We start from the raw sequence: 25,149 nt of genomic DNA on the forward strand, positions 1-25,149 counted from the left end.
CCCGTTCGTCGTATCGCTGCGCCGCCCGCGCCGCGCGCCTCACTCCCTCGCCCGCAACCCGCCGAAGGCCAGATCGTCGCCCGACGCGATCGGCAGCGTCGCCCGCGCGACGTCGAGCCACGCCCGCGCCGCGTGCGACAGGTAACCCTTCTTCAGCCAGCCGAGCGCGATCGCCCAGGTGATCTCCGGCTCGACGATCGGCCGGCACGTGAACTGCCGCGCATCGAGCCGCCGGCAGTACGGCTCCGGCAACAGCGCGATGCCGACCCCCGCGTGCACCAGCGCGGCCATGAAATCCCAATGACCGCTGCGGCTCACGATCGACGGCGTGAAGCCGGCCTGCCGGCACGCGTCGAGCACCGCGTCGTGCAGCGCGAGGCTTTCCGCGTAGAACACGAACGACTCGCGCGCCAGATCGGCGAGCGGCACGGCCGTGTGATCCTCCCAGCGCGACTCGCGCGGCGCGACCAGCCACAGCGGCGCGCGCACCATCGGCAGTCGCTCGAACGTGGCCGGATCGACCGGCTCCAGCAGCCCGCCGAGCTCGAGCTCGCCCGACATCAGCGCGGCCTCGATCATCCGCGCGCCCTGCTCGAACAGCTTCAGCTCGATGTTCGGATAACGCTGCTTGTACGCGGCGATGATCGGCGTGAACAGCGACCCGCCGAGCGGCGGAATGCCGATCGTCAGCTCGCCGCGCCCGAGCGTGCCCAGATCCTTCAGTTCCGACTGCAGCTGCGCCTGCGCGGCGAGCACGTCCTGGCCGCGCTGGAACACGATCCGCCCCGCGTCGGTCAGCACCATCTGCCGGCCGTCGCGCAGCAACAGCGGCGAGCCGATCTCGTCCTCGAGCGCCTTCACCATCTTGCTGATGGTCGGCTGCGTGACGAACAACCGGTCGGCGGCCGCCGTGAAGCTCTGCTGACGGACCACCTCGACGAAGTACCGCAGCGCGCGCAATTCCATCGATGACTCCCCAAGTTGGTGCAACGAACCAAGCTGAATTCCGAATTGGAATGACAAGGATAGAGACAAGTCATTTTATTTATGGTTAGGGGAAACCCTATACTCACACCATCAACGCAACATCTGTATGGAGCCCGCCATGACCAAGCCGACCGCCACTGCCGCCGCCCGCCCCGCCGCTGCGGGCAACGTTGCGCGTACGGGCCGGATCGTGCTGCAGGCCACCGCGCTCGGCGTGCTGTGGATGGCGGTCGACTGGGCCGTGCGCGCGGTCGGGCTGCCGGTGCCGTCCGGCGTCGTCGGCCTCGCGGTGCTGCTCGCGCTGCTGTTCTCGGGCCGGGTCGCGCCCGCGTGGGTGAAGGACGGCGCGAACTGGCTCCTGTCCGACATGCTGCTGTTCTTCGTGCCGGCCGCTGTCGCGGCCGTCCAGTATGGCGGGCTGTTCCGCGAGGACGGCTGGCGCATCGCGCTGGTCATGCTCGCCGGCACCGCGTTCGTGATGGTCGCGGTGGCGGTGGCGGTCGACCTCGCCGCGAAGCTCGAGCGCCGGCTCGCCGCGCAGCGCGTGTTCGCCGAGCGCCGCCGTGCGCGCCTCGCGACCGCGTCGGCCCACTGAGCCGGAGCCTGCGATGCTTGCGCTGCTGTCGAACCTGTCCGCCGACCGCGTGAATACCGCGATCTCCGTCGGCTGCTTCGTGCTGACGGTCGTCCTGTATTTCGTGTCGAAGCGGCTCTACGCATACAGGAAGACGCTGCTGTTCTCGCCGCTCGTGTTCGTGCCGGGCGTGCTGGCGCTGCTCGTCGTGCTGACCGGCATCCCGTATTCGGTCTACTTCCGCGACACGCGCTGGCTGATGTGGCTGCTCGGCCCGGCGACGATCGCGTTCGCGGTGCCGATCTACGAGTATCGCGACCTGATCCGCCGCCACTGGCTGTCGCTGTCGGTCGGCGTCGCGGTCGGGATCGGTGCCGGCGTGTGCGGATCGCTGCTGCTCGCGAAGCTGCTGCACCTGTCGCCCGAGCTGCAGCGCTCGCTGATGACGCGCTCGGTGTCGACCCCGTTCGCGCTCGCCGTTTCCGACAAGATCCATGCGCCGAAGGATCTCACCGCGCTGTTCGTGATCGCGACCGGCATCTGCGGGATGCTGCTCGGCGAGATCGTGCTCGCGCTGGTGCCGATGCGCACGCGGCTCGCGCGCGGCGCGCTGTTCGGCGCGGCCGCCCACGGCGTGGGCACGGCGAAGGCGCGCGAGATCGGCAGCGAGGAAGGCGTCGTGTCGAGCCTCACGATGATGATCGCGGGCGTGGCGATGGTGCTGATCGCGCCGCTGCTGTCGCTGCTGCCGATCTGACGATGCGCGGGCGGGTGCCGCCGCCCGCCCTTCCCGCCTGAAGGCCCGGATGCCCGCCGGTCGCCCGCCTCACCGCTCGCAGACGCCGTTTTCCCGCCGCTCGTACCCTGCATCGAGCCGACACCCGGCCGACAATCGGCTGAGATAGCCGCAATTCCCCCCTCTTTTCCGCCCATCGGGCTCGGCCCGGATGCCGAACAATGCATGCTACGAGACATCACGCACGCATTCACATGGCCTCCACGACCGCAAACCCGACTGCCGACAAGCCGGCCTCGTCCGGCAAGTTCAAGCGCATCGCGCTCATCGCCGTCATCGCGCTGGGCGCAGCGGCCGCCGCCGCGGGCGGCATGTACGTGTTCCTGAGCAAGACCGGCGTCGGCCATGCGAGCGCGCCCGCCGAACCGGCGCCGCTGGCAGCCCCGGTGTTCTTCCCGCTCGACCCGCTGACCGTCAACCTGCAGTCGGACGACGGCGTGCAGCACTACCTGCGCGTCGGCCTGTCGCTGAAGCTCACCGACCCGAAGGCACAGGAGCAGCTGACCGCGCGCATGCCGGAGACCCGCAGCCGGATCCTGCTCGCGCTGTCGAACAAGCATCCCGAGGATCTCGCGACGCCGGACGGCAAGCGTTCGCTCGCGAAGGAGCTGCGCGAGCTGATCGAACAGCCGACGCAGCCGGGCAACCAGCGCGCGAAGGTCGACGACGTGCTGTTCACCGAATTCGTCGTCCAGTAACGCGGCCGGAAAAGGAGCGCGCATGGGCCACCAGGAGTTCATGTCCCAGGAGGAGGTCGATGCCCTCCTCAAGGGCGTCACGGGCGAAACCGACGCAATCGACGAGCAGCGCGATACGTCGGGCGTCCGCCCCTACAACATCGCGACGCAGGAGCGGATCGTCCGCGGCCGGATGCCCGGCCTCGAGATCATCAACGACCGCTTCGCGCGCCTCTTGCGGATCGGCATCTTCAACTTCATGCGGCGCACGGCGGAAATCTCCGTGAGCCAGGTGAAGGTGCAGAAGTACAGCGAGTTCACCCGCAACCTGCCGATCCCGACGAACCTGAACCTGGTGCACGTGAAGCCGCTGCGCGGCACGTCGCTGTTCGTGTTCGACCCGAACCTCGTGTTCTTCGTCGTCGACAACCTGTTCGGCGGCGACGGGCGTTTCCACACGCGCGTCGAGGGCCGCGACTTCACGGCCACCGAGCAGCGGATCATCGGCAAGCTGCTGAACCTCGTGTTCGAGCACTACACGACCGCGTGGAAGAGCGTGCGGCCGCTGCAGTTCGAATTCGTGCGCTCGGAGATGCACACGCAGTTCGCGAACGTCGCGACGCCGAACGAGATCGTGATCGTCACGCAGTTCTCGATCGAGTTCGGGCCGACGGGCGGCACGCTGCACATCTGCATGCCGTACTCGATGGTCGAGCCGATCCGCGACGTGCTCGCGTCGCCGATCCAGGGCGAGGCGCTCGAAGTCGACCGCCGCTGGGTGCGCGTGCTGTCGCAGCAGGTGCAGTCGGCCGAGGTCGAGCTGAGCGCGGATCTCGCCGAGATCCCGTCGACGTTCGAGAAGATCCTGAACCTGCGCGCGGGCGATGTGCTGCCGCTGGAGATCGCGGACACGATCACCGCGAAGGTCGACGGCGTGCCGGTGATGGAGTGCGGCTACGGCATTTTCAATGGTCAATATGCGTTGCGCGTACAGAAGATGATCAGCGCGGGCGACACGATGAAGGAAGGTGGATATGAGTGAGCTGAACCCGACGACCGAACTCGACCCGCAGGCACTCGCCGACGCGGCCCTCGCGGAATCGGCCGCGGCCGTGCAGGCAGCACCCGCCGCCGCGGAAGAGGATTCGGGCATTGACGACTGGGCTGCCGCGCTCGCCGAGCAGAACCAGCAGCCGGTGCAGGCGGGCGCGACCGGCGCCGGCGTGTTCCAGCCGCTGTCGAAGGCCGCGGCCAGCTCGACGCACAACGACATCGAGATGATTCTCGACATCCCGGTCAAGATGACCGTGGAGCTCGGCCGCACCAAGATCGCGATCCGCAACCTGCTGCAGCTCGCGCAGGGGTCGGTCGTCGAGCTCGACGGCCTCGCCGGCGAGCCGATGGACGTGCTCGTGAACGGCTGCCTGATCGCGCAGGGCGAGGTCGTGGTGGTCAACGACAAGTTCGGCATCCGGCTGACCGACATCATCACGCCGGCCGAACGGATCCGGAAGCTGAATCGATGAAAGTCGTGACGTCCGGCCGCCGCGCGCGCCTGTTCGCGATCGCGGCGGCGGCTGCCGTTGCCGCGTCGCTTGCGTGCGCGCCGGCCGGCGCCGCCGACATGAACGCGGTGAACAACGCCGGCGCCATCGCATCGAGCGTGACGGTCGGCTCGGCCGTGCCGTCGCTCGGCGTCGGCGCGGTGCTGCAGACGCTCGTCGGGCTCGCGGTCGTGATCGGCCTCGTGTTCGGCTGCGCGTGGCTCGCGCGCCGCTTCGGGTTCCAGCCCGCGCGGCGCGGTGGCCCGCTGAAGGTCGTGTCGAGCGTCGCGCTCGGCGCGAAGGAAAGCGCGACGATCGTCGAGATCGGCGACACCTGGCTCGTGCTCGGCGTCGCGCCGGGCAACGTGCGGCTGCTGCATACGCTGCCGGCCGGCTCGGCGGCGGCCACCGCGACGGCCGAGGCACCCGCCGGCGGCACCGCAACCGGCGGCGGCCAGCCCGGCACGTTCGGCGCGCGGTTTCGCGACGCGCTCGCGGGCGAAGCCGCGAAGCGCTTCGGACGCGGCAAGGACCGCTGACATGGCGTCGCGCCCTCTTTCCGTACTCGCATTCCGATGAAACACGAATTCCTGCGTCGCGCGGCGCGCTTCGCGCCCGTGCTGATCCTCTGCGCCGCCCCGGCGCTCGCGTGCGCGCAGGCGGCCGGCCTGCCCGCGTTCAACACCAGCCCGGGCCCGAACGGCGGCACCACCTATTCGCTGAGCGTGCAGACGATGCTGCTGCTCACGATGCTGTCGTTCCTGCCGGCGATGCTGCTGATGATGACGAGCTTCACGCGCATCATCATCGTGCTGTCGCTGCTGCGCCAGGCGCTCGGCACCGCGACGACGCCGCCGAACCAGGTGCTGGTCGGCCTCGCGATGTTCCTCACCTTCTTCGTGATGTCACCGGTGCTCGACCGTGCGTACGCCGACGGCTACAAGCCGTTTTCCGACGGCTCGATGCCGATGGAGCAGGCCGTGCAGCGCGGCGTCGCGCCGTTCAAGACCTTCATGCTGAAGCAGACCCGCGAGACCGATCTCGCGCTGTTCGCGAAGATCTCGAAGGCCGCGCCGATGCAGGGCCCGGAAGACGTGCCGCTGTCGCTGCTGGTGCCCGCGTTCGTCACGAGCGAGCTGAAGACCGGCTTCCAGATCGGCTTCACGATCTTCATCCCGTTCCTGATCATCGACATGGTCGTCGCGAGCGTGCTGATGTCGATGGGGATGATGATGGTGTCGCCGTCCACCGTGTCGCTGCCGTTCAAGCTGATGCTGTTCGTGCTGGTCGACGGCTGGCAGCTCCTGATCGGCTCGCTCGCGCAGAGCTTCACGTAAGCGGAGGACGCGCACGATGACACCCGAACAGGTGATGACGCTGGCGCACCAGGCGATGATGGTCGGCCTGCTGCTGGCCGCCCCGCTGCTGCTGGTCGCGCTCGCGGTCGGCCTCGTCGTGAGCCTGTTCCAGGCCGCGACGCAGATCAACGAATCGACGCTGTCGTTCATCCCGAAGCTGCTCGCGGTGGCCGCGACGCTCGTGATCGCCGGCCCGTGGATGCTGACGACGATGCTCGACTACCTGCGGCAGACGCTGCTGCACGTCGCGACGCTCGGCGCCGGCTGAGCGGCGCGTCCGGCTTTCGTTCCCCCCCGATGTTCTCGGTTACCTACGCGCAGCTCAACGGCTGGCTGACGGCCTTCCTGTGGCCGTTCGTGCGGATGCTCGCGCTCGTCGCGACGGCACCCGTGGTCGGCCATGCGGCCGTGCCGGTGCGCGTGAAGATCGGCATCGCCGCGTTCCTGGCGCTGGTCGTCGCGCCGACGCTCGGCGCGATGCCGGGCGTCACGGTGTTCTCCGCGCAGGGCATCTGGATCGTCGTCACGCAGTTCCTGATCGGCGTTGCGATGGGCTTCACGATGCAGATCGTGTTCGCGGCCGTCGAGGCGGCCGGCGACTTCATCGGCCTGTCGATGGGGCTCGGTTTCGCGACCTTCTTCGACCCGCATTCGAACGGCGCGACGCCGGCGATGGGCCGCTTCCTGAATGCGATCGCGATGCTCGCGTTTCTCGCGGTGGACGGCCACCTGCAGGTGTTCGCGGCGCTGGCCGCGTCGTTCCAGACGCTGCCGGTGTCGGCCGACCTGCTGCACGCGCCCGGCTGGCGCACGCTCGCCGCGTTCGGCGCGACCGTGTTCGAGATGGGGCTGCTGCTCGCGCTGCCGGTCGTCGCGGCGCTGCTGATCGCGAACCTCGCGCTCGGGATCCTGAACCGCGCGGCGCCGCAGATCGGCATCTTCCAGATCGGCTTTCCGGTCACGATGCTGGTCGGGCTGTTGCTCGTGCAACTGATGATCCCGAACCTCGTGCCGTTCGTGTCGCATCTGTTCGACATGGGGCTGGATGCGATGGGGCGGGTGTTGCTCGGCTGGCGCCAGGCCGCTTGAGCCGCCGATTGCTGGAAAACCCCTAAAGGAACCGCCACCCCGCGAAAGGTTGCAGAAGGTTTCGCCTTCCTATACTCGTCAGGACGATGCAGCAAGCATCGCGCCATACGAATACAACGAAGGAGACGACCCCGATGCGACCCATCCTGCGCACCCTCGCCGTGGCAGCCAGCCTGAGCTGCGCGCTCGCCGCTCACCCCGCTTTCGCCGACGACGGCGGCAAGATCACGATCATGGTCGGCGGGATCGCGAAGCTGATCTACCTGCCCGCGCGGCTCACGCAGGAGCTCGGCAACTTCAAGGCCGAAGGGCTCGACGTCGAGCTGCTGTCGCAGCCGGCCGGCGTCGACGCCGAGAACGAGCTGCTGGCGGGCGCCGTGCAGGGCGTCGTCGGCTTCTACGACCACACGATCGACCTGCAGAGCAAGGGCAAGGACGTGAAGGCGATCGCCGTGTTCGGCCAGGTGCCGGGCGAGGTCGAGATGGTGTCGACCAAGGCGGCACCCACTTTCAAGTCGATGGCCGACGCGAAGGGCAAGACGCTCGGCGTGACGGGCCTCGGCTCGTCGACGAGCTTCCTCACGCAATATCTCGCGCTGCAGCACGGCGTGCCGTCGACGCAGTACACGATGCTGCCGGTCGGCGCCGACGCGAGCTTCATCGCCGCGATCAAGCAGGGCCGCATCGACGCCGGGATGACGACCGAGCCGACGGTGTCCGCGCTCGAGAAGATGGGCGACGCGAAGGTGCTGGTCGACCTGCGCACGCTGGAAGGCACGCGCGCCGCGCTCGGCGGCACCTATCCGGCCGCGAGCCTGTACGTGCAGTCGGCGTGGGCCGATTCGCACAAGGCCGAAGCCACCAAGCTCGCGCACGCGTTCGCGAAGACGATGCAGTTCATCCACACGCACAGCGCCGAGGAAATCGCCGCGAAGATGCCGGCCGACTACCAGAAGGACAAGGCGCTGTACGTGTCCGCGCTGAAGGCATCGCTGCCGATGTACACCGCCGACGCGAAGATGCCGGCCGACGGCCCGGCGACCGTGCTGAAGGTGCTGTCGGCGTTCAACCCGTCGGTGAAGGGCAAGCACATCGACCTGGCGCGCACCTACACCAACGATTTCGTGAACGCGAAGTAATCGATCTCGGCGCCGGCGGCGGCGATCCCGCCGCCGCGCGTTCCCCGTTCCGGCCCGGCTGACCGGCCCGGCGCCGCCACGATGCGGCGCCCTCATCACCCGCAGGACGAATGCGATGACCCAGGCAGTTTCTCCGAGCACACCGGCGATCGAGTTTCGCAATGTGTCGTGCCGCTTCATTTCGCCGGAAGGCAAGGCCACCGTCGCGCTGCGCGACTTCAGCATGAGCGTCGCGCGCGGCGAGTTCATCGCGATCGTCGGGCCGACCGGCTGCGGCAAGTCGACCACGCTGAACCTGATCACCGGGCTGTTGAAGCCGGCTTCCGGCGAGGTGCGCGTGATGGGCCGCCCGGTCGACGGGATCGATCCGCGCATCGGCTTCGTGTTCCAGGCCGACGCGGTGTTCCCGTGGCGCAACGTGATCGACAACGTCGCGGCAGGCCCGCTGTTTCGCGGCCGCTCGAAGGACGTCGCCTACGCGCAGGCCGAGGAATGGATCCGCAAGGTCGGCCTCGACAAGTTCACGAAACACTACCCACACCAGCTCTCCGGCGGGATGCGCAAGCGCGTCGCGCTCGCGCAGACCTTCATCAACCAGCCGGAAATCCTGCTGATGGACGAGCCGTTCTCCGCGCTCGACATGCAGACGCGCACGCTGATGCAGGACGAGCTGCTGCAGCTGTGGTCCGCGAACAAGGGCTCGGTCGTGTTCGTCACGCACGATCTCGAGGAGGCGATCGCGCTCGCCGACCGCGTGTTCGTGCTGACCGCGCGCCCCGCGACGCTCAAGCGCGTGTACGAGATCGACCTGCCGCGCCCGCGCGTCACGTCGGAGATTCGCTACGACACGCGCTTCATCGAAATTTCCAAGGACATCTGGCACGACCTGCGCGAAGAAGTGCAGATCGGCTGACAGCAGCAAGGACAGGACAGGAGCATGACCGACATGACGCTTCCCCCCACCGCCATTCCGGCAACGTCGCTCGAGGACGAGTCGCGTGCCGCTCAAACCCGGCTGCGCCGCCGCCGGCAACTGATCATCGGCCTGCGGATCGCCGTGCTCGTCGTCGTGCTGGGCGGCTGGGAACTCGCCGCGCGCCTGAAGTGGATCGATCCGTTCTTCTTCTCGCAGCCGACGCTGATCTTCGCGCAGCTCCAGGACTGGTTCGCGAACGGCACGTCGCAAGGGCCGCTGCTTACGCAGGTCTGGGTGACGCTCGAGGAAACCACGATCGGCTTCCTGATCGGCTCGGTCGCCGGCGTGCTCTGCGGGATCGTGCTCGGCCGCAACAAGCTGATGTCCGACGTGTTCGGCCTCTATATCCAGATCGCGAACTCGATCCCGCGCGTCGTGCTCGGCTCGATTTTCGTGATCGCGCTCGGCCTCGGCATGGCGTCGAAGATCGCGCTGGCCGTCGTGATGGTGTTCTTCGTCGTGTTCGGCAACGCGTTCCAGGGCGTGCGCGAAGCCGACCGCTACCTGATCGCGAACGCGCAGATCCTCGGCGCGTCGCGCCGGCAGATCACCACGTCGGTCGTGATTCCGTCCGCGCTGTCGTGGATTCTCGCGAGCCTGCACGTGAGCTTCGGCTTCGCGCTGGTCGGTGCGGTCGTCGGCGAATTCCTGGGTTCCAAGCAGGGCATCGGCCTGCTAATCTCCACCGCCCAGGGCGCGTTCAACGCGAGCGGCGTGTTCGCGGCGATGATCGTGCTGGCCGTGGTCGCGCTGGCCGCCGACTATCTGCTGACCTGGCTCGAGAAGCGCTTGCTCAAGTGGCGCCCCGCCGCGTTCTGAGCAACGCACGCATCATCGAATGACACGCCCGAACCGCGCCGGTTACCCCGGCGCGGTTCGGCATTGAGGAGACGGAATGGCGCACAGCCTGCGCGGGCGGCTCTTGTGGTGGCTGCTGCTGCCGCTCGCGGCTTTCGTGCTGATCGCGGGCGCGATGTCGTACGACACCGCGCGGCGCACGGCCGGGCTCGTACAGGACAGCGCGCTCGTCGCGTCCGCGCGCACGATCGGCGAGGACGTCGAATGGCGCAACGGGCGGCCGGCGGCCGACGTGCCGCCGGCCGCGCTGGAGATCTTCGAATCGCCGTCGGGCGATTCGGTGTTCTACAAGGTAATCGACGGCCACGACCGGCTGCTCGCGGGCAACCCGGCGCTCGCGGTGCCCGGGCGGCACGGGGTCGAGCCGACGCTGTACGACACGTCGCTCGACGGCGTGCGGCTGCGCGCGGCCGCCTACGACCGCCAGCTGTACGACGAGGGGCAGATCGAGACGGTCACGGTGATCGTCGCGAAGACGACGCGCTCGTACGACGCGATGGTCGCGACGATCTGGCGGCCGCAGCTCGTGCGCCTGTCGCTGATGCTGGTGCTCGCGATCGTGCTCGTCTATCTCGGCCTCACGCTCGAGCTGCGCCCGCTGATGAAGCTGAAGGACGACGTCGCCGACCGCGGGCCGATGGAACTGGAGCCGATCCGCCCGGAGCGGCTGCAGCACGAGCTGCGGCCGATCGTCGACGCGATCAACCAGTGCATCGCGCGGCTCAATACGCACACGGCCACGCAGCGCCGCTTCATTGCCGACGCCGCGCACCAGCTGCGCACGCCGATCGCGGTGCTCGACACGCAGATCCAGTACGCGCAGCAGCGCGACCATGACGATCGCGAGCTGGCGTCGGTGCTCGACAGCATGCAGCGCAGCAGCCGCAAGATGGCCGACGTGACCGACAAGTTGCTGCTGCTCGCGCACGCGGAAGCGACGCCGTCGACGCTGCTCACGCATCGCGTCGATCTCGCGGCCGTCGTGTCGAGCGTGCTCGAGGAAACCATCGTGCTCGCGCAGCAGCGCGACATCGACCTCGGCGCCGATCTCGGCGAACGGCTCGACGTCGCGGGCAGCGACAGCCTGCTGACCGCGCTGGTGATGAACCTCGTCGACAACGCCGTGCGCTATACGCAGCCGGGCGGCTGCGTGACGGTCGCGGCACGGCGCGACGGCGCCGCGGTCGTGCTGGAGGTGGTCGACAACGGCCCCGGCATTCCGGCCGAAGCGCGGCCGCACGTGTTCAAGCGGTTCTACCGCGTGTCGGCCGACACCGAAGGCTCGGGCCTGGGCCTCGCGATCGTCCGCGAGATCGCGCAGGCGCACGGCGGCAGCGCGTCGCTCGCGCCGGGCCCCGGCAATCGCGGTATCGTCGTGACCGTGCGGCTGCCCGCGTACGATTGAAGAGTGCGCCCAAACCTGTCGCTGCGCGCCAGGCCCCCCAAGGGGACTACCTGCCGGGCGGGAAACTTGGGGCGGCCCGACGTTTCCTTGAAGAGATGAAGTCGCCATGAAACTCCTGCTGGTCGAAGACAACGCCGAACTCGCGCACTGGATCGTGAACCTGCTGCGCGGCGAGGATTTCGCGGTCGACTGCGTCGGCGACGGCGAGCGCGCCGATACCGTGCTGAAGACCGAGCGCTACGACGCGGTGCTGCTCGACATGCGGCTGCCTGGCATCAGCGGCAAGGAAGTGCTCGCGCGATTGCGGCGCCGCAACGACAACGTGCCGGTGCTGATGCTGACCGCGCACGGCTCGGTCGACGACAAGGTCGACTGTTTCGGCGCGGGCGCCGACGACTATGTGGTCAAGCCGTTCGAATCGCGCGAGCTGGTCGCGCGGATCCGCGCGCTGATCCGCCGGCAGGCCGGCGTCGGCACGACGCAGCTCGTGTGCGGCGATCTCGTCTATGCGTTCGGCACGCGTGAATTCCGCTGCGGCGACACGGTGCTCGCGCTGCGCCGCCGCGAGCATGCGATTCTCGAAACGCTGATGCTGCAGCAGAACAAGACGGTATCGAAGGCGCGGCTGATGGACAGCGTGTTCGCGCTCGACGACGAGCCGAGCGCGGATGCGATCGACATCTACATCCACCGGCTGCGCAAGCATCTCGCGCTCAGCACGGCCGAGATCATCACGCTGCGCGGGCTCGGCTATATCCTGCGCGCGAAGACCGCGCAGGACTGACGGCGCGGCCCGCGGCATCGATTCGCAGCACGTAACGTTGTTTTGGCAGCCCGCGGGCTGCCCGCCTGCCCGATTCCCGATTATTGCGATTTCGGTGTTTTCACCGATCCGATTCTTTCCTCCGGGAAAGCGGCGTGAAGGATTGCCCCCTCTACGATGCTATGCGTCGACCCTCTCGCTGTGGTCGGCAACAATCGGCATACATTACGTACTGCCAACAAACAGATTTCAATGCGGCAGCTCGGAGGAGACGATCTTGAAACGAAAAACCCTTGCCCTTTCCATCGCGGCGGCAGGCCTGTGCGCCGGCACCCAGGCGCAGGCGCAGTCGAGCGTGCAGCTTTACGGCCTGATGGACCTGAGCTTTCCGACCTACCGGACCCACGCCGACGCCAACGGCAACCATGTGATCGGCATGGGCAACGAAGGCGAGCCGTGGTTCAGCGGCAGCCGCTGGGGCCTGAAAGGCGCCGAGGACATCGGTGGCGGCACGAAGATCATCTTCCGCCTCGAAAGCGAATTCGTGGTCGCGAACGGCCAGATGGAAGACGAGGGCCAGATCTTCGACCGTGACGCCTGGGTCGGCGTCGAGGACGAGCGCTTCGGCAAGCTGACGGCCGGCTTCCAGAATACGATCGCGCGCGACGCGTCGGCGATCTACGGCGACGCGTACGGCTCCGCGAAGCTGACGACCGAGGAAGGCGGCTGGACCAACTCGAACAACTTCAAGCAGATGATCTTCTACGCGGCCGGCCCGACCGGCACGCGCTACAACAACGGCGTCGCGTGGAAGAAGCTGTTCAGCAACGGTATCTTCGCGAGCGCCGGCTACCAGTTCAGCAACTCGACCTCGTTCGCGACCGGCTCCGCATACCAGGTCGCGCTCGGCTACAACGGCGGGCCGTTCGCCGTGTCGGGCTTCTACAACCACGTGAACCACAACGGCTTCAGGAACCAGACGTTCTCGGTCGGCGGCGACTACGCGTTCAGCATCGTGCGCCTGAACGCCGGCTACTTCCGCTACAACGGCGACCAGGGCGCGCTCGGCCAGCGCCACGACGATTCGTGGACCGTGTCGATGAAGATCGCGCCGAAGGGCGCGCTCGACTACGAGCTCGGCTATCAACAGATGCGCATCAAGAACGCCGCGTACAACGCCGACGGCTTCACGCCGAACGCGAACCTCGGCGCGTTCAGCCTGACCAACGGCGTCGGCAACGGCTTCAAGGAGACGATCTATGGGTCGGTGTTCTACCACCTGAGCAAGCGCACCGAGGTGTATCTGGCCGGCGACTACATGAAGCTGCATGGCGGCTACAAGGTGTCGTCGACGTTCGGCGCGAAGAACCAGCTCGAACTGACGTCGGGCATCCGCACGCGCTTCTGACCCGAGGGCCGGTCATCCGGGCGGGGCCCGCCGGGCTCCGCCACACCCTCCATCCGGGATTCTCCATGCTGGCACGGCGGCGCATCGCGCTGACCGTGCCCTTTTTTTCGCCTTTTTTTCGTCGCTTTTGGCCCGCGCAGCGCCCCCGGGGAACGCCGGTCGGCCGCCGCCGCGACCACCGGCCCGAAGCCGCTTGCGGCCCGTCGGGCGGGCGATCGCGGCCGATGCGCGCACGATCGCCTCACATCGGTGCTTGACCTGCGCCGACCGACTCGCTAGCGTTTCGGGTTTGCCCGGGTGGCCATTGCCGCCGGTGCCGTGAGTGCGCCCGACGTCCTGGCGCACGCGGCCGGGCTCCGATGGAAAAAACGATGCAGAAACTCGATGCGGCGAGCCCGCAGGCGATGTCGACGGATTTCACCGCCGATAACGTCGCGCGCCTGAAGGCGCTGTTCCCCGAACTCGTGACCGAAGGCCCGGACGGCGCGTCGGTCGACGTCGACGTGCTCAAGGCGCTGGTCGGCGAGCGCACCGTCGGCGACGCCGACGAGCGCTACGGCTTCCACTGGCACGGCAAGCGCAGCGCGCGCCAGGCCGCGCTCACGCCGTCGACGGGCACGCTGCGTCCGTGCCCTGCCGACAGCGTCGCATGGGACGACACGCGCCACCTCGTGATCGAGGGCGACAACCTCGACGTGATGAAGCTGCTGCACAAGAGCTACGCGGGCAAGGTGAAGCTCGTCTACATCGACCCGCCGTACAACACCGGCAGCGATTTCGTCTATCCGGACGACTTCAGCGACAGCATCCGCCACTACCTGGCGATGACGGGCCAGACCGAAGGCGGCGTAAAGCGCAGCACCAACACCGAGGCGAACGGCCGGTTCCACACCGACTGGCTGAACATGATGTATCCGCGCCTGAAGCTCGCGCACGCGCTTCTGTCGGACGAAGGGCTGATTGCCGTGCACATCGACGAGCACGAGGTGCATGCGCTCGTGCTGATGCTGCGCGAGATCTTCGGCGAGGAGAACGAGCTCGGCGTCGCCGTGTGGGACAAGCGCAACCCGAAGGGCGATGCGCGCGGCGTCGCGTACCAGCACGAATCGCTGGTGCTGTTCGCGCGCAACGCCGAGACGCTGCTCGAGCAAGCGCCGCTGAAGCGCCCGAAGCGCAACGCGCAGCGCATGCTGGATGCCGCGCACGACGCGGTGTACCGCAGCGGCAACGCGAAGGACGCGCAAAAGGCCTACCGCGCGTGGATGAAGGCGCAGACCAACCTGTCGGGCGGCGAGGTGATGTACGACCGGCTGTCGGCCGACGGGCGCGTGTACCGCCTCGTGTCGATGGCGTGGCCGAACAAGAAGAAGGCACCGGACGAGTATTTCACGCCGCTGATCCACCCGGTCACCGGCAAGCCGTGCGCGATGCCGGCGCGCGGCTGGCGCAACCCGCCCGCGACGATGCAGGCGCTGATCGAGCGCGGCCAGATCGAATTCGGTCCGGATGAAACCACGCAGCCGCAGCGGATCTACTACCTCGACGAGAACATGTACGAGAACGTGCCGTCGGTGCTGCCGTTCGCCGGCTCCGACGACGCGCTGCTGAAGACGCTCGGCATCCCGTTCGACCAGCCGAAGCCGGTCGATTTCGCGGCGGCCGTGATCGGCTGGTGCACGCGCGGCGACGACATCGTGCTCGACTGCTTCGCCGGCTCCGGCTCGACCGGCCACGCGGTGATGCAGGTGAACGCGACCGACGGCGGCGCGCGCCGCTACATCCTCGTACAGCTGCCCGAGGCGCTCGACCGCCGCGACAAGACACAGCTCGCGGCCGCCGATTTCTGCGCGAAGCTGAAGAAGCCGCTGACGCTCGCGGAAATCACGAAGGAACGCCTGCGCCGCGCAGCGCAGCAGGTCGCGCGCGACTTCCCGGAAAGCTATGGCGACCTCGGTTTCCGCGTGTACCGGCTCGATACGACCAACGTGATCGAATGGGATCCGCGCCGCGACGACTTCGACCACGCGCTGTTCGCCTCCGTCGAGCACGTGAAGACCGGCCGCAGCGAGGACGACCTGCTCGCCGAACTCACGTTGAAGCTCGGCCTCGATCTGTGCACGCCGGTCGAGCATCACCCGGTCGCGGGCAAGACCGTGCACCTGATCGGCCGCTCGATCGTCGCGTGCTTCGACGCGCGCGTCGCGCGCGACGACGCGGGCCCGCTCGCCGACGGCATCGTCGAGCTGCTCGACGCGACGGGTGCCACGCGCGACGTCACGTGCCTGTTCCGCGACAGCGGCTTCGTCGACGACGTCGCGAAGCTCAATCTCGCCGCGCTGCTCGAACAGCACGGCGTGAAGCGCGTGCGGAGCCTGTGATGCGGCTGCATTTCGAAGCGGATCTCGACTACCAGCGCGAGGCGATCGACGCCGTCTGCGACCTGTTTCGCGGCCAGGAATCGTATCGCGGCGACTTCAGCGTGCTCGCGAACGCCGCGCCCGGCACGACGGCCGCGGCGCAAGGCTCGCTCGGTTTCGCGGTGTCGGAGCAAGGCGTCGGCAACCGGCTGTCGCTGACCGACGACGCGCTCGCGCGCAACCTCGCCGACGTCCAGCTGCGCGGCGGGCTGCCGCCGTCCGGCCAGCCCGGCTCGCGCGACTTCACCGTCGAGATGGAGACCGGCACCGGCAAGACCTACGTGTACCTGCGCACGATCTTCGAGCTGAACCGCCGCTACGGCTTCACGAAGTTCGTGATCGTCGTGCCGTCGATCGCGATCAAGGAAGGCGTGCACAAGACGCTCTCGATCACCGAGGATCATTTCCGCGCGCTGTACGCGGGCGTGCCGTACGACTACTTCCTGTACGACTCCGCGAAGCTCGGCCAGGTGCGCCACTTCGCGGCGAGCGCGGCGATCCAGATCATGGTGATGACGGTCGCCGCGATCAACAAGAAAGAGATCAACAACCTCTATAAAGACAGCGAGAAGACCGGCGGCGAGAAGCCGATCGACCTGATCCGCGCGACGCGGCCGATCGTGATCGTCGACGAGCCGCAAAGCGTCGACGGCGGGCTCGAGGGGCGCGGGCGCGAAGCGCTCGCCGCGATGGCGCCGCTCTGCACGCTGCGCTATTCGGCCACGCACGTCGACCGTCACCACATGGTGTACCGGCTCGATGCGGTCGACGCGTACGAACGCAAGCTCGTCAAGCAGATCGAGATCGCGTCGGCGATCGTCGAGGATGCGCACAACAAGCCTTACGTGCGGCTCGTCGGCGTGTCGAACCGGCGCGGCGCGATCAGCGCGCGCATCGAGCTCGACGTCGCGACCGCGGCCGGCGTGAAGCGCCAGATCGTGACGGCCACCGACGGCGACGATCTCGAGCGCCTGACCAGGCGCGCGTTGTACGCGGGGCTGCGGATCGGTGAAGTGCATGCGGTGAAGGGCGCCGAGTACGTCGAGCTGCGCCATCCGGAAGGCGAGGCGTTCCTGTCGCTCGGCGAGGCGTTCGGCGACATCGACACGCTCGCCGTGCAGCGCGAGATGATCCGCCGCACGATCCGCGAGCATCTCGACAAGGAATTGCGCCTGGCCGAGCGCGGCGTGAAGGTGCTGTCGCTGTTCTTCGTCGATTCGGTCGAACGCTATCGCCGCTACGACGAGAACGGGATGCCGGTGAAGGGCGACTACGCGCTGATCTTCGAAGAGGAATATGCGCGCGCGGCGCGTGTGCCGGCCTATCGTGCGCTGTTCGACGGCGTCGACGTCGCGCTCGAAGTCGAGCGCGCGCACAACGGCTACTTCTCGATCGACCGCAAGGGCGGCTGGACCGACACGAGCGAAAGCAGCGCCGCGGCCCGCGAGAACGCGGAGCGCGCGTACGGCCTCATCATGCGCGAGAAGGAAGCGCTGCTGTCGTTCGACACGCCGCTGAAGTTCATCTTCTCGCACTCGGCGCTGAAGGAAGGCTGGGACAACCCGAACGTGTTCCAGATCTGCACGCTGCGCGACATCCAGACCGAGCGCGAGCGTCGCCAGACGCTCGGCCGCGGGCTGCGCCTCGCCGTCGACCAGGACGGCGAACGCGTGCGCGATCCGGGCGTAAACACGCTCACCGTGATCGCGACCGAGCGCTACGAGTCGTTCGCCGAGAACCTGCAGAAGGAAATCGAGGCCGATACGGGCATCCGTTTCGGGATCGTCGAGGAACACCAGTTCGCGGCGCTGCCGGTGCAGGAAGGCGACGGGCCCGCGCATGCGCTCGGCATCGAGCTGTCGCGCGTGCTGTGGACCCATCTGCACGAGCAGGGCTACGTCGACGCGCAGGGCAAGGTGCTCGACCGGCTGAAGGATGCGCTGCGCCAGAGCGCGCTCGTGCTGCCCGCGGCGTTCGAGACGCTGCGCGCGCCGATCGTCGCGACGCTGCGCAAGCTGTCGGGCCGCTTCGCGGTGCGCAATGCGGACGAGCGGCGCGCGATCGCGTTGCGGCGCGACGCGTCGGGCAAGGCCGTCGTGTTCGGCGACGACTTCCGCGCGCTGTGGGACCGCATCCGCCATCGCACCGTGTACAGCGTCGAGTTCGACAACGCGAAGCTCGTGCGCGACTGCACGGCCGCGCTGCGCGACGCGCCGGACATCGCGCGCGCGCGGCTGCAGTGGCGCAAGGCCGAGATCGACATCGGCAAGGCCGGCATCGAGGCGATCGAGGTGGCCGGCGCCGGCACGGTGCTGATCGACGAAGGCGAGCTGCCGCTGCCCGACCTGCTCACCGAACTGCAGGACCGCACGCAGCTCACGCGCCGCTCGCTCGCGACGATCCTGGCCGACAGCGGCCGGCTCGACGATTTCCGCGTGAATCCGCAGCAGTTCATCGCGCTGGCCGCCGATGCGATCAACCGCTGCAAGCGGCTCGCGCTGGTTGCCGGCATCGCGTACCGGAAGCTCGGCGAACGCCACGTGCATGCGCTCGAGTCGTTCGAGAGCGAGGCGCTGACCGGTTATCTGCGCAACCTGCGGCCGGATGCGCGGAAGTCGATCCACGAGGCCGTCGTGTGCGAGACCGACGCCGAGCGCGCGTTCGCCGATGCGCTGGAAGCGCACGACGGCGTGAAGCTGTACGCGAAGCTGCCCGCATGGTTCCGCGTGCCGACGCCGCTCGGCAGCTATCACCCCGACTGGGCGGTGCTCGCGGAGCAGGATGGCGGCGAGCGGCTGTACTTCGTCGTCGATACGCCGAATGCCGACGGCGACGTGACGAGCGAGCACGAGCGCGCGAAGCTCGCGTGCGGCGAAGCGCATTTCCGGGCGCTGGTGGACGGCGGAGCGGCCGCGCGGTTCGTGCGCGTCAGGCAGGCCGACGCGTTGTTCGAGCCTGTTGCAGCCGTCGCGCCGCTGGCGGGCGCGGGACGCTGAAACAAAGGGCGGCGACGAGCCGCCCTTTTTTCATGACGCGGGCCGCGGCGCTGCCGCGATGCTCGCGTATGAGGGAGCGAATCCGCCTGTCATTCGCGTGAAAGCGGTTCGTATTCTGGCGCGTTCGTGCGTGCGGTTACGGCTGGTTGCAAATCGGGGTCGATGCGCGACGAGCAACGCGACACACCGCAGCGCCCCTTGGCCCGCTGGCAATGAAAAAGGGCGCCGAAGCGCCCTTCTTCCGCATGCGTGCGCCGCGCTTACAGCGTGTGGCCGAATGCGTTCCGATGCGCGTGGCGCGTGGACTTCGATGCATGCGCGGTATGCCCGTGCGAGCGCCCGTGACCGCTGCCCGGCTGCGCGCCGGCACGATCGGCGATCGAATCGGAGCGATCGGCTGCGCGCGACAGGCCCTTGTCGCGGTCGCCCGCGTGCATGCCGTTCGAGTTGCTCAGCGCTTCACCGCTCATGTGGCCGGCGGACATGCCGCCCGCATTGGCACCCATGCCGCCCATCCCGCCGGCACCATGGCCGCCGCCGTTGCCACCACCACCGCCACCACCATTGCCGCCGCCCGCCGCTTGCGCGGAAACGGCGCTGAGTGCGAGCAGCGCAGCTGCGAGCACGGACAGATATCGTTGCGTTTTCATTGTTTGCTCCCTGGAGCGCGTTCGAGTGACTGCATTCTAGGTACGCGCGCGCTTCGTGCGGCGCGGCGTTGTAAATGATCGTAACGGCGCGCGCGGCGCGGTTTCGTCGGATCGATCCGCCGGCGTTCGGCACGCTTGATGAACCGGCCGGTCGGCCGCCACCCGACAAGGGAAATGAAAGGCGGAGACGGCGCGATCGCGCCGTTCCGCCGGTGGCTACGCTTACTGCGCCGGCTGCACGCCCTGCGCTGCGGCCTTGCGCTGCGCGGCCAGTTCCTGCTCGTGTTTCTTCGCCATGTGGCGGCCTACGATACAGCCGCCGACCGCGCCGACCACGGCGTGATGTCCCGCGTAGTGGCCGGCGACGCCGCCCACCACCGCGCCCTTCATGCAGCCCGCCGCGTGCGCGCTGCCGATCGTTGCGAGCGCGACGACGGCGGCCGCCGCGCTATACCTGATGTGTCGAATGGGCATCATGCGATCACACTCCTCTCGTCGTCGTGCTCGGTGTCCTCATGAACCGGTTGCCCGGTTCAGTTCCAGCGGCCGCGCCAGCCGTCGCCGTCACGCCAGCCGCGCTCGCGCCACTCGTGCTCGCGCCATTCACGACGGCGCCATTCGTGTTCGCGCCATTGACGCTCACGCCAGTCGTCATCGCGATAGTAGCCAACCGGCGCGTACGTCACCGGCGGCGGCGCGACGTAGACCGGCGCCGGCGCCGCATAGACGCCCGGCACGCCGATGCCGACCGCCAGGTCGACGTGGGCCGATGCGATGCCCGAAGCTGCCAGCGCCGCTACGCCGAGAACTGCACCGAGAATAAGTTTCTTGCTCATTTCGCGACTCCCTGCACGTGTCGTGCGTCATGTGACTACGGTTCGGAGTCTAGGCACCACGGGCGGACACAGGTGAAACCGGTATGCGAGACCGGTAACGGACGTTTACGGAGGGGCGCGAAGCCTTACGGGACAAGGGTGACGAGCGATTCGACACGCCGTTGCAACGACGCATCGAATCGGGAGAGTCGGGAAATTTTGCCGGCGCGCGGGCCGGCGACGCAGACCGCACGCGTCCCGCGCGCACGCCGTGCGAGCGGATCGCGACGACTCGCGACGACGTTACGCGCGGATATCGTCGACGCTGCGCAGCCAGTGCACGCTGAACAGCTGGTCCGCGTCGGTCCACACGGTGTCGGGCTCGAAGCCCGCACGCCGCGCGATCGCCTGGAAGCCGTCGATCGTGAACTTGTACGAGTTCTCCGTGTGGATGCGTTCGCCGGCCTCGAAGCGGAACGCGTGGCCGCGCACGTGCACCGTCTGCGCGATATCGCTGACGAGATGCATCTCGATGCGCTGCAGCTCACGGTCGTAGAACGCGCAATGCGAGAACGCGTCGAGATCGAAATCCGCGCCGAGCTCCGCGTTCGCGCGGGCGAGCAGGTTCAGGTTGAACTGGGCGGTCACGCCCTGCGCGTCGTTGTACGCGTGATGCAGCGTGCGTTCGTCCTTCACGAGATCCGCCCCGACCAGCAGGCCGCCGCCGCGCAACAGCCGCGCGGCGTCGCGCAGGAACGTATCGGCTTCCTCCGGCGAGAAGTTGCCGATCGTCGAGCCGGGAAAGAAGCCGATGCGCCGGCGTGGCGTGCCGGTCAGCTCGGCCAGCTGCTCGGCCTTCGTGTAGTCGGCCGCGAGCGGCGCGACGTCGAGCCACGGATACGCGGCACGCAGCCGCGCGGCCGCGCCGTGCAGGTAGTCGGCCGAGATGTCGATCGGCACGTAGCGCGCCGGCGCGTTCGCATAGTTGTCCGCGCACGCGTCGAGCAGCACGCGGATCTTCTCGAGCGAGCCCGCGCCGAATTCGACGATGTCCGCATGCGGGCCGACGCGCCGCACGATCTCGGCCGCGCGATCGCGCAGGATCCCGAGTTCGGTACGCGTCGGGTAATACTCCGGCAGTTCGCAGATGCGATCGAACAGCGCGGAGCCGGCCGCATCGTAGAAGTATTTCGGCGGAATGCTGCGCGGCGTGCGCGACAGCCCGTCGATCAGGTCGCGCTCGAACGCGCTCGGCCGCGCATCGCGGGCGGGTTGCAGGCCACCGCTCGTGGCCGTCAGATCAGACGTCTCGCGCAAGTCGCACTCCCGTGAATTGCCAGCGCGCGGCCGGCGGAAAGAAATTGCGGTACGTCGGCCGTTCGTGCCCCGGCGGGGTCGCGATGCTGCTGCCGCGCAGGACTTGCTGGCCGACCATGAACTTGCCGTTGTATTCCGCGGCGACGCCTGCGAGCGGCCGAAAGCCCGGATACGGCTCGTAGGACGAACGCGTCCACTGCCATACGTGCCCGAGCATCTGCGCGATGCCATCCGCGCCGAACGCGGCCTCCCATTCGAATTCCGTCGGCAGGCGCGTGCCGGCCCATTCCGCATACGCCGCCGCTTCGTAGAAGCTCACGTGACACACGGGCGCATCGGGCGCGAGCGGCTCGACACCGTGCAGGCCGAACGCGCGCCAGGCGTGTGCGGCTGCCGGATCACCGTCGTCGCCGGGAATCCAGTACGCGGGCCCTTGCCACCCTTCCCGCTGCACCGTCGCCCAGCCGTCGGACAGCCAGTATTCGGGGCGGACATAGCCGCCGTCCGCGATGAAGGCCGCGAATTCCGCATTCGTCACGAGACGGTTCGCGATCTCGCACGGACGCACGAGCGCGGTATGGCGCGGCCGTTCGTTGTCGAACGAGAACGCGGCGCCATCGTGGCCGATCTCGACGAGCCCGCCCGGCTGATGCAGCCAGCGCAGCGGGCCGGCATCGCCCGCGGCCCGGGCGGCGTGCCCGGCGTGAGCATTGGCGCCGCTGCGCGGCCGGAACGCGGGCTTGAGCGGGTTGCACGAGAACGCATGCAGCATGTCCGTGACGATCAGTTCCTGATGCTGCTGTTCGTGATGCAGGCCGAGCTCGATCTCGGGCGCGATCGTGGCGAGCAACGCCGGATCGGCACCGTCGAGCGCGCGCAGCATCGCATCGTCGACGTACCGCCGGTACGCGTGCACCTCATCGAGCGACGGACGCGTGAGCAGCCCGCGCTGCGGCCGCGGATGGCGCGGGCCGAGCGCTTCGTAATAGGAATTGAAGAGGAACTGGAACGCGTCGTCGAACGGCGCGTAGCCGCGCACGCGGCGCATCAGTACGACGGTTTCGAAGAACCAGGTCGTATGCGCGAGATGCCATTTCACGGGACTCGCGTCGGGCATCGACTGCACGGCCTGGTCTTCGGCGGACAGCGTCGCGGTCAACGCGATGCTATGGGCGCGCACGTCCTGGTAACGGCGCTGAAGCTGGGATGCAAGGAGGCTCATCGGTTTACCGTTCACGTCGCGATTCGCTGCGTTGCGTTGCCGGAAAAAGGAAAGCCTTGCGCTCGGATGCGCGCGGCTGACGTGCGACCTTCATTGCTGCGTCGTCGGGCAGCCGGCGCGCGAGCCGGGCCGCTGGTGCGGCGTGACTTCATCTACCCGTGCAGAACAGTATGGGCCAGAAATGTGAACGTCGCGAATCGGATTTCGGGTGAAACGAGCGCGAAAGAAAAATGAAAGCATCGACCATGCGCGGAGCGGCGGCGTGACGAACCGTCGATGCCCGTCATGAGGGGGGCTCGGAGGGTGAACGCAATGTGCATGCCCGCGGGTTCGCCATGCCGACGCCTCATGACATCCACACCGGCGTCATGAAAGAACGGATGACACGGGTTCGCCACGCGAGCGGCGCCATGGAATCGAAATCGGCACGGGTCCGCGCGGCGGTGTCGCGGACCTCGACACCGCCGTTCAACCGCTCTGCCCTTCGCGCGCTTCCCGGCTTTTGAAAATTTTTTTGCGTCGATGTCACAGGCGCGCAGGGCTCGCTCGTCATATCGCCGGAACCCACACGAAAGGAGAAGGAACCATGACTGCGAAACTCAATCCGTTCGCCGCCGCGCCCGCAATGATGAAGAACTGGATGGCCGTCTCGGTCGCCGCTGCCGGGAGCCTCGAGCCGACACTGATCGAGTTGGTCAAGATCCGCGCGTCGCAAATCAACGCGTGCGCGAACTGCCTTAACATGCACACCGTCGAGGCGCGCGAGCAAGGCGAGACCGAGCAGCGCATCAACCTGCTGGCCGCATGGCGTGAAGCGCCCTGCTACACCGACCGCGAACGCGCGGCGCTCGGCTGGACCGACGCGCTCACGCGGCTTTCAGAAGGCCATGGCGCGCACGAGGCCGCGTATGCGGTGCTGAACGACCACTTCAGCCAGGAGGAACAGGTGAAACTCACGGTGATGATCAACGTGATCAACGGCTGGAACCGGCTGGCCGTCGGCTTCGGGCTGTGGATCGATCCCGCCGAGGCGAAGGCCGCTGCCGCGAAGATGGTGGCGTGATGACCCACCTCGATCCGGCCGCCGGCAGCGCCGCAGACCGGGCCGACGCAGCGGCGAGCTTCGACCCGCTGCGTCGGACGCTGATGCGCGTCGCGTACCGGATGCTCGGTTCCGTCGCGGACGCCGAGGACATGGTGCAGGAGGCGTTCATCCGCTGGATGGACGTCGATCGCACCGAGGTGCGCGTGCCCGAGGCGTTCCTGCGCCGCATGGTGATGCGCATGTGCCTCGACCAGCTGAAGTCCGCGCGGCACCAGCGCGAGACCTACATCGGCCCGTGGCTGCCCGAGCCGGTCGTCGAGGAAAATGAACAGGAGGACGTCACGCTGCCGCTGATGCTCGCGCTCGAACGGTTGTCGCCGCTCGAACGTGCGGCGTTCCTGCTGCACGACGTGTTCGGCCTCGCGTTCGACGAGATCGCGACGACGATCCAGCGCGACCCGGCCGCCTGCCGACAGCTCGCCGCGCGGGCGCGCACGCATGTGCGCGAGGCGCGGCCGAGGTTTCATGTCGAGAAGCAGCGCGGGATCGAGCTGGCCGAGGCGTTTTTCGCGGCGTCGCGCAGCGGCGACATGCGCGCGCTCGGCGCGATGCTCGCCGAGGACGTGAGCCTGCATTCGGACGGCGGCGGCAAGCGCACGGCCGCGGGCAAGCCGGTGTTCGGCTTCGAGCGCGTGATGAAGCTGCACGCGTACCTCGCCGAGCTGTTCGCCACGCATGCGTCGAAGCTCGTGCGCGCGGGGTTCGTCAACGGGCTGCCGGGGTTCGTCACACTGGAAGCGGATGGCGAGCTGCAGACGACGGCTCTCGAGATCGAGGGCGGGAAGGTCGTCGCGATCTATGTCGTGCGGAATCCTGACAAGTTGAGGCATCTGCATTGAGGGGTGGCGGATGGGCGCTTTGCGCCCGCTTCCCCTGCTCTGCGTTCTGCTTTGCCGGCTGCCGGCTGCTTGTTGCGCGTGGATCGCACACGCTGCATCGGCACGCGCATGCGAAGTTTCGGCCGCAAAAAGAAAAACGCCACGCGATGTTGCCGCGTGGCGTTTGTATGTTGGCGAGCCGGATTGCCTGTAGGCAATGCGAGCTGCCAGACCC

General features: G+C 68.0%; 25 protein-coding genes. 19 read left to right on the forward strand and 6 right to left on the reverse strand.

The features are described from left to right. Positions 1–39 precede the first annotated feature (39 nt). Positions 40–966 (reverse strand): LysR family transcriptional regulator, encoded by a 927-nt coding sequence (locus tag DIE04_RS13440; protein ID WP_044845196.1) that lies wholly within the window; start codon positions 964–966, stop codon positions 40–42. Between the two features lie 139 nt (positions 967–1,105). On the opposite strand from DIE04_RS13440, the gene DIE04_RS13445 reads away from it, so the two are divergent. From DIE04_RS13445 to DIE04_RS13525, 17 genes are all read left to right on the forward strand, one after another. After that, a complete protein-coding gene (locus tag DIE04_RS13445) occupies positions 1,106–1,582 on the forward strand; it encodes a CidA/LrgA family protein (RefSeq protein WP_044845195.1) in 477 nt (158 codons plus the stop codon). A 13-nt stretch (positions 1,583–1,595) separates the two neighbouring features. Beyond that, the gene (locus tag DIE04_RS13450) at positions 1,596–2,318 is read left to right on the forward strand and encodes an LrgB family protein (protein WP_044845194.1); all 723 of its coding nucleotides are present in this window, start codon (positions 1,596–1,598) and stop codon (positions 2,316–2,318) included. A 200-nt stretch (positions 2,319–2,518) separates the two neighbouring features. After that, positions 2,519–3,055: a flagellar basal body-associated protein FliL gene (gene fliL, locus DIE04_RS13455; protein WP_124486793.1), complete on the forward strand. Its 537-nt coding sequence runs from the start codon at positions 2,519–2,521 to the stop codon at positions 3,053–3,055. A gap of 22 nt (positions 3,056–3,077) precedes the next feature. Further along, the gene (fliM, locus tag DIE04_RS13460; protein WP_124486792.1) at positions 3,078–4,076 is read left to right on the forward strand and encodes a flagellar motor switch protein FliM; all 999 of its coding nucleotides are present in this window, start codon (positions 3,078–3,080) and stop codon (positions 4,074–4,076) included. Then, positions 4,069–4,560, forward strand: coding sequence for a flagellar motor switch protein FliN (gene fliN, locus DIE04_RS13465; RefSeq protein WP_124486791.1), 492 nt, complete (start codon positions 4,069–4,071; stop codon positions 4,558–4,560). Before fliM ends, fliN begins: the two co-directional genes overlap by 8 nt. Then, positions 4,557–5,117 (forward strand): flagellar biosynthetic protein FliO, encoded by a 561-nt coding sequence (gene fliO / locus DIE04_RS13470; protein WP_124520431.1) that lies wholly within the window; start codon positions 4,557–4,559, stop codon positions 5,115–5,117. Before fliN ends, fliO begins: the two co-directional genes overlap by 4 nt. A gap of 36 nt (positions 5,118–5,153) precedes the next feature. Next, positions 5,154–5,915, forward strand: a complete 762-nt coding sequence (gene fliP / locus DIE04_RS13475) for a flagellar type III secretion system pore protein FliP (RefSeq protein WP_124520430.1) — start codon at positions 5,154–5,156, stop codon at positions 5,913–5,915. A 16-nt stretch (positions 5,916–5,931) separates the two neighbouring features. Then, positions 5,932–6,204 (forward strand): flagellar biosynthesis protein FliQ, encoded by a 273-nt coding sequence (gene fliQ / locus DIE04_RS13480; RefSeq protein ID WP_006750427.1) that lies wholly within the window; start codon positions 5,932–5,934, stop codon positions 6,202–6,204. Between the two features lie 29 nt (positions 6,205–6,233). Then, on the forward strand, positions 6,234–7,025 hold the full coding sequence (fliR, locus tag DIE04_RS13485) for a flagellar biosynthetic protein FliR (protein WP_124520429.1): 792 nt from the start codon (positions 6,234–6,236) through the stop codon (positions 7,023–7,025). A gap of 134 nt (positions 7,026–7,159) precedes the next feature. Next, the gene (locus DIE04_RS13490; protein ID WP_044845245.1) at positions 7,160–8,164 is read left to right on the forward strand and encodes an ABC transporter substrate-binding protein; all 1,005 of its coding nucleotides are present in this window, start codon (positions 7,160–7,162) and stop codon (positions 8,162–8,164) included. Positions 8,165–8,279: 115 nt separating this feature from the next. Then, positions 8,280–9,077 (forward strand): ABC transporter ATP-binding protein, encoded by a 798-nt coding sequence (locus DIE04_RS13495; RefSeq protein ID WP_044845187.1) that lies wholly within the window; start codon positions 8,280–8,282, stop codon positions 9,075–9,077. A 24-nt stretch (positions 9,078–9,101) separates the two neighbouring features. After that, positions 9,102–9,959: an ABC transporter permease gene (locus DIE04_RS13500; RefSeq protein WP_124520428.1), complete on the forward strand. Its 858-nt coding sequence runs from the start codon at positions 9,102–9,104 to the stop codon at positions 9,957–9,959. Positions 9,960–10,035: 76 nt separating this feature from the next. Continuing rightward, the gene (locus DIE04_RS13505) at positions 10,036–11,403 is read left to right on the forward strand and encodes a sensor histidine kinase (RefSeq protein WP_044845186.1); all 1,368 of its coding nucleotides are present in this window, start codon (positions 10,036–10,038) and stop codon (positions 11,401–11,403) included. 106 nt (positions 11,404–11,509) lie between these two features. After that, positions 11,510–12,187 carry a response regulator gene (locus DIE04_RS13510; protein ID WP_044845185.1) on the forward strand — a complete coding sequence of 226 codons (678 nt, stop codon included), beginning with the start codon at positions 11,510–11,512 and terminating at the stop codon, positions 12,185–12,187. A 256-nt stretch (positions 12,188–12,443) separates the two neighbouring features. Then, the gene (locus tag DIE04_RS13515) at positions 12,444–13,574 is read left to right on the forward strand and encodes a porin (RefSeq protein ID WP_124486784.1); all 1,131 of its coding nucleotides are present in this window, start codon (positions 12,444–12,446) and stop codon (positions 13,572–13,574) included. A 359-nt stretch (positions 13,575–13,933) separates the two neighbouring features. Further along, the gene (locus DIE04_RS13520; protein ID WP_124520427.1) at positions 13,934–15,952 is read left to right on the forward strand and encodes a site-specific DNA-methyltransferase; all 2,019 of its coding nucleotides are present in this window, start codon (positions 13,934–13,936) and stop codon (positions 15,950–15,952) included. Further along, positions 15,952–18,987 (forward strand): type III restriction-modification system endonuclease, encoded by a 3,036-nt coding sequence (locus DIE04_RS13525; RefSeq protein WP_124486780.1) that lies wholly within the window; start codon positions 15,952–15,954, stop codon positions 18,985–18,987. The genes DIE04_RS13520 and DIE04_RS13525 overlap by 1 nt, the downstream gene beginning before the upstream one ends. Positions 18,988–19,247: 260 nt before the next feature. On the opposite strand, the gene DIE04_RS29750 is transcribed toward DIE04_RS13525, so the two are convergent. The 5 genes from DIE04_RS29750 to egtB all read right to left on the reverse strand — a co-directional run bounded on the left by DIE04_RS29750 (position 19,248) and on the right by egtB (position 22,991). After that, positions 19,248–19,637: a hypothetical protein gene (locus DIE04_RS29750; RefSeq protein WP_185500352.1), complete on the reverse strand. Its 390-nt coding sequence runs from the start codon at positions 19,635–19,637 to the stop codon at positions 19,248–19,250. A 222-nt stretch (positions 19,638–19,859) separates the two neighbouring features. After that, a complete protein-coding gene (locus DIE04_RS13540; RefSeq protein ID WP_044845180.1) occupies positions 19,860–20,114 on the reverse strand; it encodes a glycine zipper 2TM domain protein in 255 nt (84 codons plus the stop codon). A gap of 56 nt (positions 20,115–20,170) precedes the next feature. Beyond that, positions 20,171–20,473, reverse strand: a complete 303-nt coding sequence (locus tag DIE04_RS13545; protein ID WP_124486778.1) for a hypothetical protein — start codon at positions 20,471–20,473, stop codon at positions 20,171–20,173. Positions 20,474–20,755: 282 nt separating this feature from the next. Continuing rightward, the gene (egtD, locus tag DIE04_RS13550; protein WP_124520423.1) at positions 20,756–21,769 is read right to left on the reverse strand and encodes an L-histidine N(alpha)-methyltransferase; all 1,014 of its coding nucleotides are present in this window, start codon (positions 21,767–21,769) and stop codon (positions 20,756–20,758) included. After that, on the reverse strand, positions 21,753–22,991 hold the full coding sequence (gene egtB, locus DIE04_RS13555) for an ergothioneine biosynthesis protein EgtB (RefSeq protein WP_124520421.1): 1,239 nt from the start codon (positions 22,989–22,991) through the stop codon (positions 21,753–21,755). Before egtB ends, egtD begins: the two co-directional genes overlap by 17 nt. A 586-nt stretch (positions 22,992–23,577) precedes the next feature. Here egtB and DIE04_RS13560 point away from each other — a divergent pair. Together DIE04_RS13560 and DIE04_RS13565 are read left to right on the forward strand one after the other, a co-directional pair. Then, the gene (locus tag DIE04_RS13560; protein ID WP_124520419.1) at positions 23,578–24,054 is read left to right on the forward strand and encodes a carboxymuconolactone decarboxylase family protein; all 477 of its coding nucleotides are present in this window, start codon (positions 23,578–23,580) and stop codon (positions 24,052–24,054) included. After that, positions 24,054–24,935, forward strand: a complete 882-nt coding sequence (locus tag DIE04_RS13565; protein ID WP_124520425.1) for a sigma-70 family RNA polymerase sigma factor — start codon at positions 24,054–24,056, stop codon at positions 24,933–24,935. Before DIE04_RS13560 ends, DIE04_RS13565 begins: the two co-directional genes overlap by 1 nt. The last annotated feature ends 214 nt before the right edge of the window (positions 24,936–25,149 follow it).

Source organism: Burkholderia sp. Bp8994 (assembly GCF_003853805.1).
Classification (GTDB): Bacteria; Pseudomonadota; Gammaproteobacteria; order Burkholderiales; family Burkholderiaceae; genus Burkholderia.

What these genes read in the sequence shown, in the direction of transcription:
- DIE04_RS13440 (WP_044845196.1), bottom strand. Translation starts at nt 966, where the DNA reads ATGGAATTGCGCGCGCTGCGGTACTTCGTCGAGGTGGTCCGTCAGCAG.
- DIE04_RS13445 (WP_044845195.1), top strand. Translation starts at nt 1,106, where the DNA reads ATGACCAAGCCGACCGCCACTGCCGCCGCCCGCCCCGCCGCTGCGGGC.
- DIE04_RS13450 (WP_044845194.1), top strand. Translation starts at nt 1,596, where the DNA reads ATGCTTGCGCTGCTGTCGAACCTGTCCGCCGACCGCGTGAATACCGCG.
- fliL (WP_124486793.1), top strand. Translation starts at nt 2,519, where the DNA reads ATGCATGCTACGAGACATCACGCACGCATTCACATGGCCTCCACGACC.
- fliM (WP_124486792.1), top strand. Translation starts at nt 3,078, where the DNA reads ATGGGCCACCAGGAGTTCATGTCCCAGGAGGAGGTCGATGCCCTCCTC.
- fliN (WP_124486791.1), top strand. Translation starts at nt 4,069, where the DNA reads ATGAGTGAGCTGAACCCGACGACCGAACTCGACCCGCAGGCACTCGCC.
- fliO (WP_124520431.1), top strand. Translation starts at nt 4,557, where the DNA reads ATGAAAGTCGTGACGTCCGGCCGCCGCGCGCGCCTGTTCGCGATCGCG.
- fliP (WP_124520430.1), top strand. Translation starts at nt 5,154, where the DNA reads ATGAAACACGAATTCCTGCGTCGCGCGGCGCGCTTCGCGCCCGTGCTG.
- fliQ (WP_006750427.1), top strand. Translation starts at nt 5,932, where the DNA reads ATGACACCCGAACAGGTGATGACGCTGGCGCACCAGGCGATGATGGTC.
- fliR (WP_124520429.1), top strand. Translation starts at nt 6,234, where the DNA reads ATGTTCTCGGTTACCTACGCGCAGCTCAACGGCTGGCTGACGGCCTTC.
- DIE04_RS13490 (WP_044845245.1), top strand. Translation starts at nt 7,160, where the DNA reads ATGCGACCCATCCTGCGCACCCTCGCCGTGGCAGCCAGCCTGAGCTGC.
- DIE04_RS13495 (WP_044845187.1), top strand. Translation starts at nt 8,280, where the DNA reads ATGACCCAGGCAGTTTCTCCGAGCACACCGGCGATCGAGTTTCGCAAT.
- DIE04_RS13500 (WP_124520428.1), top strand. Translation starts at nt 9,102, where the DNA reads ATGACCGACATGACGCTTCCCCCCACCGCCATTCCGGCAACGTCGCTC.
- DIE04_RS13505 (WP_044845186.1), top strand. Translation starts at nt 10,036, where the DNA reads ATGGCGCACAGCCTGCGCGGGCGGCTCTTGTGGTGGCTGCTGCTGCCG.
- DIE04_RS13510 (WP_044845185.1), top strand. Translation starts at nt 11,510, where the DNA reads ATGAAACTCCTGCTGGTCGAAGACAACGCCGAACTCGCGCACTGGATC.
- DIE04_RS13520 (WP_124520427.1), top strand. Translation starts at nt 13,934, where the DNA reads ATGGAAAAAACGATGCAGAAACTCGATGCGGCGAGCCCGCAGGCGATG.
- DIE04_RS13525 (WP_124486780.1), top strand. Translation starts at nt 15,952, where the DNA reads ATGCGGCTGCATTTCGAAGCGGATCTCGACTACCAGCGCGAGGCGATC.
- DIE04_RS29750 (WP_185500352.1), bottom strand. Translation starts at nt 19,637, where the DNA reads ATGAAAACGCAACGATATCTGTCCGTGCTCGCAGCTGCGCTGCTCGCA.
- DIE04_RS13540 (WP_044845180.1), bottom strand. Translation starts at nt 20,114, where the DNA reads ATGATGCCCATTCGACACATCAGGTATAGCGCGGCGGCCGCCGTCGTC.
- DIE04_RS13545 (WP_124486778.1), bottom strand. Translation starts at nt 20,473, where the DNA reads ATGAGCAAGAAACTTATTCTCGGTGCAGTTCTCGGCGTAGCGGCGCTG.
- egtB (WP_124520421.1), bottom strand. Translation starts at nt 22,991, where the DNA reads ATGAGCCTCCTTGCATCCCAGCTTCAGCGCCGTTACCAGGACGTGCGC.
- DIE04_RS13560 (WP_124520419.1), top strand. Translation starts at nt 23,578, where the DNA reads ATGACTGCGAAACTCAATCCGTTCGCCGCCGCGCCCGCAATGATGAAG.
- DIE04_RS13565 (WP_124520425.1), top strand. Translation starts at nt 24,054, where the DNA reads ATGACCCACCTCGATCCGGCCGCCGGCAGCGCCGCAGACCGGGCCGAC.